This window comes from Prevotella sp. tf2-5, assembly GCF_900115435.1.
In the GTDB taxonomy this organism is placed as follows: Bacteria; Bacteroidota; Bacteroidia; order Bacteroidales; family Bacteroidaceae; genus Prevotella.
This window is the reverse complement of the sequence record NZ_FOWK01000001.1, coordinates 191298-204436: the sequence shown is the minus strand read 5'-3', so window position 1 is coordinate 204436 and position 13139 is coordinate 191298. Positions and strand designations below refer to the sequence as shown.

General features: G+C 49.0%; 8 protein-coding genes. 1 reads left to right on the top strand and 7 read right to left on the bottom strand.

Annotated features, from left to right (window positions below):
- Positions 1-27: 27 nt before the first annotated feature.
- The 3 genes from BM257_RS00850 to BM257_RS00840 are packed head-to-tail and all read right to left on the bottom strand — an operon-like array spanning position 28 to position 6956.
- Positions 28-1875: a RagB/SusD family nutrient uptake outer membrane protein gene (locus tag BM257_RS00850; RefSeq protein WP_092067288.1), complete on the bottom strand. Its 1848-nt coding sequence runs from the start codon at positions 1873-1875 to the stop codon at positions 28-30.
- Positions 1876-1915: 40 nt separating this feature from the next.
- Positions 1916-4885: a SusC/RagA family TonB-linked outer membrane protein gene (locus tag BM257_RS00845; RefSeq protein WP_092067286.1), complete on the bottom strand. Its 2970-nt coding sequence runs from the start codon at positions 4883-4885 to the stop codon at positions 1916-1918.
- Between the two features lie 31 nt (positions 4886-4916).
- Complete coding sequence (locus BM257_RS00840; protein WP_092067284.1) at positions 4917-6956, bottom strand: glycoside hydrolase family 97 protein; 2040 nt, start codon at positions 6954-6956, stop codon at positions 4917-4919.
- A gap of 260 nt (positions 6957-7216) precedes the next feature.
- On the opposite strand from BM257_RS00840, the gene BM257_RS00835 reads away from it, so the two are divergent.
- On the top strand, positions 7217-8848 hold the full coding sequence (locus tag BM257_RS00835; RefSeq protein WP_092067282.1) for a DUF6377 domain-containing protein: 1632 nt from the start codon (positions 7217-7219) through the stop codon (positions 8846-8848).
- 44 nt (positions 8849-8892) lie between these two features.
- On the opposite strand, the gene BM257_RS00830 is transcribed toward BM257_RS00835, so the two are convergent.
- The 4 genes from BM257_RS00830 to BM257_RS00815 form a co-directional block, all read right to left on the bottom strand.
- Entirely contained in the window at positions 8893-9873 is a 981-nt protein-coding gene (locus BM257_RS00830; protein ID WP_092067280.1) for an ROK family protein, read from the bottom strand.
- A 216-nt stretch (positions 9874-10089) separates the two neighbouring features.
- Complete coding sequence (locus BM257_RS00825) at positions 10090-10755, bottom strand: VapE domain-containing protein (protein WP_143096694.1); 666 nt, start codon at positions 10753-10755, stop codon at positions 10090-10092.
- Positions 10683-11813, bottom strand: a complete 1131-nt coding sequence (locus BM257_RS00820; protein WP_177215962.1) for a BT4734/BF3469 family protein — start codon at positions 11811-11813, stop codon at positions 10683-10685. The genes BM257_RS00825 and BM257_RS00820 overlap by 73 nt, the downstream gene beginning before the upstream one ends.
- Before the next feature lie 452 nt (positions 11814-12265).
- Positions 12266-12886 (bottom strand): HU family DNA-binding protein, encoded by a 621-nt coding sequence (locus tag BM257_RS00815; RefSeq protein ID WP_092067274.1) that lies wholly within the window; start codon positions 12884-12886, stop codon positions 12266-12268.
- Between the last annotated feature and the right edge of the window lie 253 nt (positions 12887-13139).

Sequence of the window (13139 nt, the reverse complement as noted above, 5' to 3'; positions counted from 1 at the left end):
CTTGTTTACTTTTTTACCTTATAATATTTAATAGTTCGGATTCTGAACCAATCCGGGATTCACACTCAAAGCAGATTGTGGTAATGGATACCACTCATACTTGCGGTCACGTTTTGCAGGAAGTTCAAGTCCCGGTTCTGTAGCGCGTCCCCAGAACCACCATTGACCCTGTGTGAACTTGTCGAAGCGACGTAAGTCGGTACGACGGCGATTGCCCTCACCCAAGTATTCCTTACCCCACTCAGAAAGTATCCAGTCCATGTCAAAGTTACTAAAACCAGGACCAGGAATGCTCAGTGCACTGGTGCGGTCACCGCTCTTGAAGTAACGCTGACGGATTTCGTCCACATATTTCTTAGCTTCTGAAGCATTACCCTTGCGCATCTCACACTCGGCAACATTCAGATAAGCCTCCGCAAGACGGAACTGTACATCGTCGATAGACTTGAAACCACCATTGTCATCATTCGGATAGAGGGGATATTTCACCAGACGAATACCAGAGTTGGTCTCACCCCAGCGAGGACTCATGACTGTCTCGAGATCACGCCCTATGTTTTGGAAAGAGCCAATTTGGTCTACATATTTCAGACTCTGACCGTCACGGTCAGCATCTGCCGTCAGTACATCACCAGGCTCGAATACCTTACCGTCCTGTTCGAAGTGATAGTTGGCTTTCGCCAGTCCTTTCAGGAACATTCCCGGGCCGTGTGTCTTGGTAATATTGTCATATACATAGTTCTGTTTGCGGATATCACGGTCGTCAAAGCGTTCGTAGGGAGCACCCAATTTGTCATTATAGGGAGCACTCAAGAAACAATTGGGGTTGTCGGTGCCTCCCAGTGGGTCTACGTTCCCGGAGTTGTCGAAGGATGGAACAAGACATACACAGTTCCAAGCCCCGATGCCGTCGTAAGTCTGTCCGTAGATAGCAGGATAGCAGTAATGCATGCCAACCATGGTGCGTACGTTCGAGATAGCGTTGGCGGCACCCTGTCCATCTTCAGCAGCCAATGCGAAGATCACCTCTGGACATTTCACATTATCCATACTGTAGAGGTCACGGTAGTTGTCGGTCAATCCATAGGCTCCGTATTTACCACTGATAATCTCCTTCGACAGAGCCTCGCATTCGTCATAGTGCTTCTCACCGATGAATACTTCAGCATTGAGCAGCAGACGGGCTTTCAGTAGACGGTTCATACCCTGATTGGCGCGGTTTACCATCGTGTGGTTGGCATCGTCTTGTGCCAGACTATTGACTGTCTCGTCCAGTTCAGTAGCGATGAAATCGTAAATCAGTTTGCATGAGGTGTTGAAGTCAGGATCAGCCGTTCCAGGCACCTCACTGCCAGCCGATGTGTTCAAAGGCAGTGCACCACCCCAGAGTTCGAAGATACAGTAGTAGTTCCATGCACGAAGTGTGCGAACCTCTGCTACATACTGTGCCAAAGCATTTTCTGTCATACCAAGACTGGCAGCATTCAGACCTTCCAGATCGCTCAACAACAGGTTGGAGAGTCCGATGGCTGTCCATGCGCCTTTCCATGCATTCTCGATGATGGTCGATTCGGAGTTCCAGTTATGCCACGAAAGAACAGTCTTCATGGCTTCGTCCCATCCCCACAGACCACCGTTCCACACACGCCAGGTCAGTTGGTCGGCAGGATATTCTGAAAGGTGGAAGAAATTCTCACCAGCCAGTGTGCTGGAAGTCTGACCGTAGATAGCTGCTACGGCACCTTTCACACTTTCCTCATTCTGGTAGTAAACACCGGCATCAATACGGTCGTACACCTTCTCATCCAAATCGGTACAAGCCGTCAGTCCCAGTCCAACAACCATTGCTATGATGCTATATTTGATTGCTTTCATAACTTTCTAATCTTTAATTAATCAGTTCTTCTATTATATATTAGTGGAATCTCAGCGTTACACCGAGACTTACCTGCGTAGCCTGTGGATAGGCGCTATTTGTGTCGATACCTGGGGTAATACCATTGGAGGTAACGATAGAAGGGTCATTCCCTTCGTAGGCTGTCAGCGTGAAGAGATTCTTTGCTGTCAGATAGACACGCAGACTCTCAATCAGTTCACGCTTCTTTGGTGTGAAGGTGTAACCCACTGTCACGTTGTCGAGTTTAAAGTAGTTGCCGTTCTCCAGGAAGTAACTGCTAATAACACCACCACCAGAGGTGATATTATTATAGTCGGTATAGGCAGTGCGCAGTACGTTGTCGGTACCACATCCTTTCAGTCCCATACCATATTTGCGCATATTGAATATCTTATACCCTAAGGCACTGCGGAATAGCATGCTCAGGTCGAAGTTCTTGTAGCGGAAAGAGTTGCTCCACGACAAGAAGTGTTTCGGGGCACCGTTGCCGATGTTGCGCTTCCAAGCGGGATCTGCCTGAGCCACTGGTCTTGCCTCTCCCTCATTATCGTAGATCAGCAACTGACCAGTTTCGTCAATACCCGCATGCTCATAGCCATAGAACTGACCAATCTTTCCACCTTCCTCTACACGGAAGAAATATTCAGAGGTGCCCAGACCTGGTTTCTGGTAGAGATCCAGATAAGCTGCCTTATAGACATCACTTGACAGCTTGGTCAGCTTGGTTGTACCTGTACTCCAGTTGACACCGGTGGTCCACTTCACGGCAGTCTTTGAGAGAACGTCGTAGTCGAGTGAAATTTCAAGACCAGTGTTCTTGGTCGTACCAACATTCACCAAGATATTGTCATAGATGAATGGAGGCTGTGGAGCTGTGTAGTTATAAAGCAGGTCCTTAGAGCGGCGATCGAAATACTCAATGCTACCGCGCAAGTGACTGTTCAATGTAACGAAATCAATACCAACGTTGAAGGCTGTCGATTTCTCCCATGCCAAGTCAGGATTGGCGTTCAATGAGGGTGCATATCCGATTACCCACTGGTTGTTCAAATAATAAGAACTGTAACTGCTATAGGTCGAGAGTGACTTATAAGCATCGAAATCCGAACGACCTGTTACACCATAGGAGATGCGAGGCTTCAAACTCTGGAACATTTTGAAGGTGTCCTTCAACCCAGGTGTACTGGTTACTTCCCATGCCAATGAGATAGAAGGGAAGGTTCCCCATTTTTTGTTCTTACCGAACTTGGTGGAACCCTCGTGCCGCAGTGATGCTGAGGCATATAGCATATCGTTATAGTTGTAATTCAGTCGACCGAAGAAACCAATCAGTGTCGATTCAGATGAGCCGCCCCAGAGATTAGCCTTACCGTCTTTTAGAGCCGTACCGTTGCCGATACCATACCAAGACATGGAGTCATAGACGAAGTTCATGTTCTCATTACCACTCTGCTCCCATTTTGAGCGTTCCCAGGAATAACCAAGAACAGCCTTCAGTTGGTGCTTCTTTAGTGTCAACGTGTAATTGATGAGCCACTCTAAACGGTTGGTCCACCACTTCTGGTAGTTGACGTTGGCACGACCTTCGAAGCCTGTCCAGTAACTCTCACTGGATGTCGTCGGTGTGTAGAAGTTCGATTTCAGGTCGTTATACTGAAGTGCATAACTCAGTGAGGTGCTCAGGTTATGCATCTCCTGCTGTAAGATGTTCACCTTTACGTCGGCATTACCTAAGATATAGGTACGGTCACCCTCGTTGACGTTGTTCAGCAGGTCGTTGACAGGATTGTGGATTCCTGAAGGTGAACTGGGCTGATAGTAGTTACCGTTGGCTCCTTTCACAGGGATGGTGGGGTTCATGGTCAGTGCTGTGTCAAACAGGCCATCATTGCCCCAGTCCTCATGCACTTTACGAGCAGAGACTGACGCATTGAACTGCAGGTAGTTTTGCAGTACGCGTTGCTCCATGACAAAGCGTCCACCATACTCTTCACGCTTGGAAACGATGTCTAGACCGTTACCGCTTTTGTAGTTCAGTGAGGCTCCAAAATAGCCGTTCTTCGTAGAACTGTCAATTGAGATGTACTGGTTCAGACTGTAACTGGTCGAGCGGGTTATCTCGTCCCACCAGTCAGTGCTAGCGCCATAGTCAGTGGCACGGCGTGAGCGACGGAACTCGTCAGGGGACAGGATGTCTGGTTTTGGCTTGGCGAAGTTCAGGGCGATATAGCTGTCGTAGGTAACATTCGTCACACCAGCCGTGCCAGAACCTTTCTTTGTGGTTACCAGGATAACACCGTTGGCACCACGGGTACCATAGATAGCAGCAGAGCCGGCATCCTTCAGTACGGTGATGCTCTCGACATCCTGAGTGGCAATGTTACGCAGGTCGCCACCGGCAATACCGTCGATGACAATCAGCGGGCCGTTGCTTGCTGTCAGAGAACCAGCACCACGTACCTGGATATCGGTCATCGCATTCGGGTTGGCATCGGCAGTAGCAGCGACGTTCAGTCCGGTTACCTTACCGGCAATCAGTGCCATCGGGTCACTGGCAGCACCTTGGTTGAACTGGTCTTTGTTGATCTGTACCACTGAGCTTGAAATCTCTTTCTTGGCAAGTGAGCCGTAACCAACGACTACGACTTCGTTCAACTGAGCGACATCTTCTCTTAAAGTGATGTCCAAATTGTTCTTCGCCTTCACTTCCTGCGGCACGAAGCCGATGTAAGTGATGACCAGAGTGGCACCAGTCTCACACTTCAGTTGGAAATTACCATCAAAGTCAGTGACGGTTCCGTTTGTCGTACCTTTGACCATCACACTGGCTCCGATGATGCCTTCACCTGTGTCATCCTTCACATGACCATTAATGGTGGTCTGTGCCGAAACATCCAAGGCAAAAAATACCATTGCGAGCATCAGTAGGATTGCCCTTAGGCTTACGCCGTTTCCCGTTTGACGGGAATGCTCAAATGTTCTTTTCATTTTGTTGTTGTTTTAAGTTAAATAAATATAGTTATTTGTATATAGATTTCAATCCTTCAATCCTAATCGCCGCACCACCGCTACGGGCAAGGCTCAGGTGCAATATGCTCTCGCTCGTCACTTCCTCCTGACGGATGGTCATAGGGTAGGGGTTCTTCTCGTAGTCGGCATCCGGTCCGTCCTCATAGATGACGGCGTGGTATGTCATCCCTTTGTCAAGGAAGTCAAGGGAAAGGTCGATCTGGCGTGCCTCCTCATTGGTGATACTGCCTACGAACCATCGGTCACCATCACGCATTCCCGACGTGCCGTCGCCTACCCGTAGCCTTTCTTTACGTGCCACAGTGACATATTTGCCAATCTCACCATTTGGTACCAGAGTCTGGCTCCAGGTAGTTGGGCAACTCTCAATAAAGGTCAGTCCCGGTTGTCCCTCGTAGTTCTCGATAGCGTCGGCAGCCATCTGCAACGGACTGTAGATGACCACGAACTCACCGAGTTGCTTGGCAAGGGTGGAGTGAGGATGGGTACCCTTCACCACTTCCGAGAAATTGAAGATGGCAGGGGTGAAGTCGGTAGGTCCTGCGAGACAGCGGGTGAATGGCAAGGTAACGGTATGGGCAGGTGGATTACCGCCTCTAACATCCCAGGCATTGTATTCCTGTCCACGAACACCCTCCTGAGTCATCAAGTTGGGAAGGGTACGCTGGATACCGGTAGGCATGGCGGGCTCATGGTTGTCAATCATAATCTGGTGCTTGGCGGCACACTCTATTACCTTGCGATAGTGGCGGATGCCGTATTGCGACTTGGCAAGTTCCTTACCGTCGAAGTAGTGTCCTACATAACCTGTCTTCACGGCACGGATGCCCAGACGATTGTACCAGGCGAACGCCTCGTCCATCTGTTCCTCCAAAAGTCTTGTATTACCCCATGTCTCAGTATGTCCGATAAAACGGACTCCTTTCGAGAGGGCATAACGGCAAACCTCCTCAATGTCGAAGTCGGGATAAGCCTTCAGGTAACTGATTTGCTCACCCTTGCCCCAGCCAGGGTTCCAGCCTTCAGCCAGCACGCCACTGAATCCGTGACGGGCGGCGAAATCGATATATCTTTTGACGTTTTGTGTGGTTGCTCCGTGAGTGGGTCCCATCTCCCAGGTGTTCTGCTTCTTGTGGATGCTCCACCAGATGCCGATATAGCGTCCTGGCTCTATCCATGATGTGTTCTCTATCTTAGAAGGCTCGTTGAGGTTCAGCATCAGACGGGAAGTTATCAAATCTCCTGCGCGTGTACCTATTATAATAGTGCGCCAAGGAGTTTTCTTCGTTCCCTCGCAATAGACTTTTACTCCGTTTTGCCAAGGAGTCAGTGCCGTCAGCAGGCGTACACTGCCGTCGCTGTTGTTTCGTGGTGTCAGGTTGATGCTGGCATAGTCCTCTAATGCCGCCTCATGAAGAGCGAGATAAATATCCTTGTCATACTCAATGGTCAATGGGGTGCATACCGTATCCTTCTTGCTCAGTAGGTCAGAGGTATAGATACCCTCGAAATACTCGGTGCGGTTGGTGGGGATCGACCAAGCCTTGGCATCGTGTGCCAAGGTCATTTCGGTCAACTCCTCTAGAATACAATATTTCTCATTATTATTAGTATGAATCACATATCTGAATCCTATTCCGTCGTTGAACACACGGAAGATAACACTCATCCGCATCTTCGCTCCTGTTTTCTCCTGTAAGTCAACCGTGAGTTCGTTATAATGGTTACGGATGGTCTCGTCCTCACCCCATGGCTGCTGCCATGTCTCGTCCTTTGAGTCGGTATGCTCGTCCGTTATTCTCATATTCTCACCCAGTGTTCCCTTGTCAAGTTGGAAACCGAGATGTGACGGGGCGATAATAGGGGTTTGGTTATAATTGACTGTGTAGTAGGGTTTGCCCGACTTCAGTCCGACGGTCAACGAAATCCGACCGTCGGGTGAAGTCACATGCTTCGCTGCGTTACCCAACGCGGTGAAGACAGTCATTAAACTAAAACAAACTACTAACCTTAAAAAGTTCCTATTCATAATTTTAGTATTTATCATGTTTTGGCATTCGACGGCAAAATTAGAACTTATGCTATCAGTTTCCAAGCACAACAAATAAAAATCAAAGTGCCTCAAAATGTATCTGTCTGACAATAAGAATGTTGCGAAAATTAGTAGTTTGTATAATCTAAAGTTTTTCAATTCATATTTGGCTATTTTCCTACAGAATCATTTGGAGCTTATCCTAAAAAGACTTATCTTTGTTGGCGAAACATAAAACCCCAAAACTCTGTTGACTTATGATGAAGCGTCTCTTCCTTTTATTGCTGGTGGTCTGTTGTGTACCGAAAGTACACTCAACTCCCAATATACCCCAACTATATCAAACGCTTGACAGTCTTATCGCATTCTCCGATGAGATCATGACAGCCAAGGAACGTCATATCGAGTCACTCGGTAACGGATTACAGGGCATCCATCTCTCCTCCTCCCAGCGTTATGAGTTCAATATGCGTCTGTACGATGAGTATGTTGCCTTCCGTTTCGACTCTGCCTATTATTATATAAGGAAGAATATTTCACTTGCCGAACAAGAAGGAGTTCCACAAGAACAGTATGCTGCCAGTTTGATCAGACTTTCACACATCCTGTCTGTCAGTGGACTCTTTAACAAGGCTGAGAGAATCTTGACGACCATCCACCCCGAGCGACTTTCTGACACTGACCTTGTAGACTATTACAACCAGCGTGTGGAAATTAATCTCTACCGTTCGGAGATGGCGCAGTACTCACCCTTTTTCAGTGAATATATTGATAGTGCCCAGTATTACCGTCAGAAAGTGATGCAGGTCGCTCCCAAAGAGTCGTTCGCCTATATTACCAATTATGCTGGATACATCTGTGAGACAGGTGATATTGATGGGGCAATCCGTATGTTTGAGCGTTACCTGCCTACCTTCCAGTCTGGTGACCGCCGTTACTCCATTGTCGCCAGTACCCTTGCCTTTTTCTATATGCGTAAAGGTGATCAGCAGATGCAGGAACGTTATCTTCTGCTCAGTGCCATCAGTGATGTCCAGGGGGCGATCCTGGAGAATATCTCTTTCCGTGAGTTGTCTCTATTTTTGTTAGATAGGGGTGAATTGGAGAAAGCCTACATTTATCTTTCACGTGCCAGTGGTGACGCTAAAGCGTATGGCAGCGGATTACGTAGTTTGCAGGTGGCTCGTCTGGCACCAGTCATCACCAATGCCTATGACTTGGCGCGTAATCAGACTCAGCGGCGAACCAACATCTTATTGCTGGCAGTCTCCGTTTCGGCATTATTGCTTTTAGCACTGATGCTTTTCACGTTATCCTTGCTTCGGAAACGGCGTATCGCCTCCCGTAAAATCAGCCTGATGAATGAGGAACTTTCTCACCATAACGAGGAGATACAAACATTGAACGGACAGATGAAGGAGGATAACCTCATCAAAGAAGAGTATATCGGACGTTTCCTGCAACTATGCAGTGACTTGGTGCATCGTGGAGAGGAGCGTAATAAATTGCTCAACCGACTGGCTCGTGACCGTAAGTTGGAGGATCTCTATGCTGAGTTGAAGAATTACACCACTATCAATGAGGGTGTCCGCCTGTTCCACCAGAACTTCGATACGGCATTTCTGAATATCTATCCGAACTTCATAGACGAGGTAAATAAACTGATGACGGAGGAGAATCGCTTTGAGAAACCTGATGACGCCAAGAAACTCAGCACAGAACTGCGGATCCTTGCCCTCATCCGACTGGGTATCACTGACAATCAGCGGATCGCGGACATCCTGCGCTCCAGCATCACCACGATCTATACCTATCGGTCGAAAATGAAAGCACGTGCCGTATCGAAGGACACTTTTGAGGATGACATCTGTAAAATCGGCACTTATTAGTCCATTGCCTTTATTGTGGTTTCCAGGTCTTACCTATTTATATATTATTTGAACAAAGAATACTCTTGTACCTCCCAGGCAAGGGCACTGGCTCCTAAGACATCACGCTCCTGGTCGTTCAGTTCTGAGAGGGTCACCAACACTTTGCCCCGCATATTACGGAAGACATGGTTCTCGAATGACTCCTGGGTAGGCTCTAGCAACCATTTGCCGGCATGGGAGACACCTCCCGTAATGATGATTGCCTCAGGGTTGACAATAGAGGCATAGGTGGCAAGTCCGATACCGAACAGATAGCCGGTGCGGCGGTATACCTCTATGGCAAGTTCGTCACCCTCATCACATAAGGCGGAGATGGTCTTGGCATCCAAATGCTCTATGTCACGCATCTTCGAGGGGGTATCACTCTCCGCAAGCAACTCTTTCGCTGTCTGGACGATACCCGCAGCGGCAACGTAAGTCTCCAGACATCCTTTGAGTCCGCAGGGACAGGGTCTGCCGTCGTCCTTCAGACAGGTATGTCCAATCTCACCGGCATAGCCTTGGGCTCCTTGATGCTCGTGTCCTTCGGAGAAGAAACAACTGCCCAGTCCGACACCGAGGTTCAGCACGATGAAGTTCTTCATACCATGCGCAGAGCCGTACATCTTCTCACCCAGTGCTGTGTTATGGGCATCGTTCCCTAAGGCGACAGCGATTCCCAGTCGGTCGCGGAGCATGGCAGCCAAGGGTATGATACCTTTCCATGGGAGGTTGGCGGCATTCTCGATGCAGCCGGAGGTATGGGAGGCACTCGGACAACTGATACCTACTGAGCGGATAGCCTCGTAGCCGCCGTTAGCCTCTGCGATCTCCACAATGCTCTCCGTCAACTTCTCAACATACCTGTTGATGTCGGGATAGTCGGGGGTGGCGAACTGGTCGTGGGCAATCACGTTGCCACGAACGTCAACAATCGCATAGGAAGTCACGGCATTACCGATGTCTACACCGATGACGCGCTTCTTGATACTGGTCGCTTGCATAGTTTTTGTATATAAGAATTTTAGTTCCGCTTGCAAAGATAGACATTATATTTCAAAATCCCACATTTTTATATGCCTAAAAATTCCTAAAATCCTGCTATCCCTGCTACAATGTGGTTGAAATGTCGATAAATAAAGGGTGGAGGCTGTAGCAGGATGGGGATTTATCCTGCTACAATGGTGCTACAATCCTGCTACAGCATTCCACCCATCTATTTATTTCCTGAGAGTCATATAATAGCCGCGAATACCACTGATTCCTCCTTTGGGGAAGTTGAGCCGCTTGATAGCTGTTCCCAACGATTTCAGGTTAGGTACATCGCTTGCCTTCAAGTGTTTGGAAATCTCTTTCTGGATATCCGTGACAGTCCAGAAATACTTCTTACTATGCTGGTTCGTCGGCTCAAACAGACTCTGTAAGATCAGTTCTGGGGACGATAGTTGCTGATAAGGCATGTTATGCTCCTGAATCTCCTGCTCGTCCTCACTGGTAAACCAGTAGACGCAACCCTTCTGACGCAACTCTGTCATCGCCTGCGCATACATCTGTTTATAGGGTATGGGGGCTGTCATGTCAATCTCTCCTGTCACCTCCACGCACAGGTAGCGACGACTGCCGTCCCCACTGGGCAAGGGTGTGCTGTCGTTAGTGGTGGCGATGAATGAGCAAAGGCGGGGTATCATCGTGTACTGGTCGGAGCGCATCTTCCTTGCCTGCACGTCCTTCTCTGTCAACAGTCGTTTGATCTTCGCTTGCTCCCGCTCTGTCTTGGCGTTATACTCGTCGATGCACACCAGCCACATACGACCTAAGACACGCTCCACCTGCTCGGCATTCTCCATCTTGATGTCGTCAATTCTCTGTCTGTCAATGGTCTCCACTCTTTATAGGTCAGGTCGTTAGGACGGTATTCAGTCACCTGTTTCACCACGTTATAGCGTAGTTGGTAGCGACGGTCGAAGAACTCCACGATAGAACGCATGATACGCTCCTTCTCGTTCATCTGCGAGAGGGGTTTCTCACTTTGCGGTTTCCTGTAGGCATTACGGAAGATCTTGCGGATGACATCCTCGGAGAGCGTGCGGAAACGACTCTGCCAACGGGTGCGCTCCACACTGTCTTCTTCGCCCAGATGTGCCTTCGCACAGTAGTCGGCGAGTTGCTGTACACAATGTTCCACGTTATCACCTGCCTCCTCCAAAGCCTTCGACAGACAGGTATGGTACTCCAACTGTGCCTGCTCACGTACCTCCAGCGAGGGAGGTGGCAGTACATTCCCCTCGTCATCCGAATGGGTGTCCTCATAGGCTTTCAGGACATCCTGCTCCTCACGGACGACGGGAAGCGGTAGTGCCTCTGGCTGGTAATAGAGTTGTGGGTCATGACTCATGCGGCAACCAACCTTCAAGGATTGCTCCTTGACGAACACCTCACAACCTGTCAGGGCACTATACAGGCGCACGGCACTGTTCTGCGCATCGGTCAGGTAGGCGAGATAGCTCTCCTTGTCATGTTTTGGCTGTTCCTCAGGTGCTTGGCAGCGCACCACCACTTTCAAGGTCACGCCACTCACCCCTGCGAAGGCAAGCAACGTATAGGGCACCTGTGCCACCCTGCGTCTCATCATCGCCACCTGTGACAAGCCCTTCTCACAGTTGACATCAAGCAGGAGCAGGTTGGTGAAGTCCTTCGGATGGTCGAGACCGTCCTTGCCGAACGTTGCCGAGAAGATGAGGTAGGGCAGGCGGTCCTTGTCCGTCAGGTAGTAGTGGGGACTCCCTTCTTCCTCCATCAGTCTCGACAAGCGGGCACTGGTCGCTATCCGTTCTGCCGCTTCCTTGTTATTACCCGAGCGCATACGTTCTACTACGGCGCTCAATTCCGTACTCACTGGTGTACAAAGTTCACCGACTTTGGTCTTAATCTTTGAAATTCTCATTGTAGTTATTGATAATAGCCAGCTATGATAACAAGCTATGGTTGTGATGCAAAGGTACAAAAAATAAACGAAACGACCAAAGAATCGTTTCGAATATTGTATTAGATGTCTCCGATTGAAGACGAAGATGCCTTGCATAAGGGTTGCAGGTTACTGGTAATGGGGTATTAGTGCCTACCTTCGAGGGAATTAGAAGCATCCTTTCAACCGTTCGGCTATAGCCAAACGACTGAACGGCTCCAGCCAAACAACTGAACGCCTATAGCCGTTTTCAATCCACTCAAAAACAGTCGCTGTTTGGTTGTAGGGTTGTAGCAGGATTGTAGCACCATTGTAGCAGGATAAATTCCCATCGTGCTACAGGCTCCGCCCTTTGTACATCAGCATTTCAGCAACATTGTAGCAGGGATAGCAGGGTTCACTCGTACTAATCCAAAGCCTGGGGCGAACTTTCACACTTCCGTATAAATGAACTGTTGACCTTGCTTGGTCTTCAGGAGACGGGGAGTGTCGCCCTGGCACCATGCCTCCAACTGTTTGCGGGCGGAGTATTTGGTGAGGTTGGCGAATAGGGCGAAACGGCGGACGGTGGTGTAGCCGAAACCTTGGAGGCTCCGCTGGAGGGCACGGTCGATATACTTCGTGTCGGCAAGTAGCTCCTGGGTGTCGGGATTGTTGGCACGGCGGAAACCATGAAGCCAGTAGCGCACACTCTCCTCGAACGATTTCACCGACTTATACTCGATGCCCTCGAAACGGACATCATAGTTTTTGACATCCTTTGCGTCAGTAATCTCACGGCGCAGTCCGATCTTCGGGGCAAACGAACCGATAAGGGTCTCCAGCCGATAGCCTTCGGCAAGGTAATAGCCCGTCGCCTGGATGAAGGCATTGAACGAGCGGGTGAGTTCTCCGGGACGCAGGGCGTAGTGCTGGGCACAATAGTCGTCCAACTGTCTCATCGTTACTTTCTGTCCACTACGTGGACGGACATACAACAGGTTTTTACCGTCCTTCCCTTTCATTGGGGAGGGATGAATCTCAAAGGGCATTCCGTCTTTCTTTCTTGGCATAGTTGATGATAGTTTTGGTTTTACAGATGCAAAGTTACAAAAAGTTGAGAGCAGAACAAAAGATTTTAATCTTTTTTATGCCGAGACGGAGTAACTTCGCCATCTCTGAAGGCAAAGTTACGAAAAAAGGTTGACTTTAAAAAGCGATTTTGGAGAATTAACGCAGAATGACCGTAAATAAAAGGCAAGACGGGGAATAATGGGGGATCAAAGGACGAAGGGAAAAGGCAACTTGATGCGGATTGGTGCAAGA

Bases quoted from the DNA above. Each gene is read 5' to 3' on its own strand.
- BM257_RS00850 (WP_092067288.1), bottom strand. From the start codon at position 1,875: ATGAAAGCAATCAAATATAGCATCATAGCAATGGTTGTTGGACTGGGA.
- BM257_RS00845 (WP_092067286.1), bottom strand. From the start codon at position 4,885: ATGAAAAGAACATTTGAGCATTCCCGTCAAACGGGAAACGGCGTAAGC.
- BM257_RS00840 (WP_092067284.1), bottom strand. From the start codon at position 6,956: ATGAATAGGAACTTTTTAAGGTTAGTAGTTTGTTTTAGTTTAATGACT.
- BM257_RS00835 (WP_092067282.1), top strand. From the start codon at position 7,217: ATGATGAAGCGTCTCTTCCTTTTATTGCTGGTGGTCTGTTGTGTACCG.
- BM257_RS00830 (WP_092067280.1), bottom strand. From the start codon at position 9,873: ATGCAAGCGACCAGTATCAAGAAGCGCGTCATCGGTGTAGACATCGGT.
- BM257_RS00820 (WP_177215962.1), bottom strand. From the start codon at position 11,813: ATGAGAATTTCAAAGATTAAGACCAAAGTCGGTGAACTTTGTACACCA.
- BM257_RS00815 (WP_092067274.1), bottom strand. From the start codon at position 12,886: ATGCCAAGAAAGAAAGACGGAATGCCCTTTGAGATTCATCCCTCCCCA.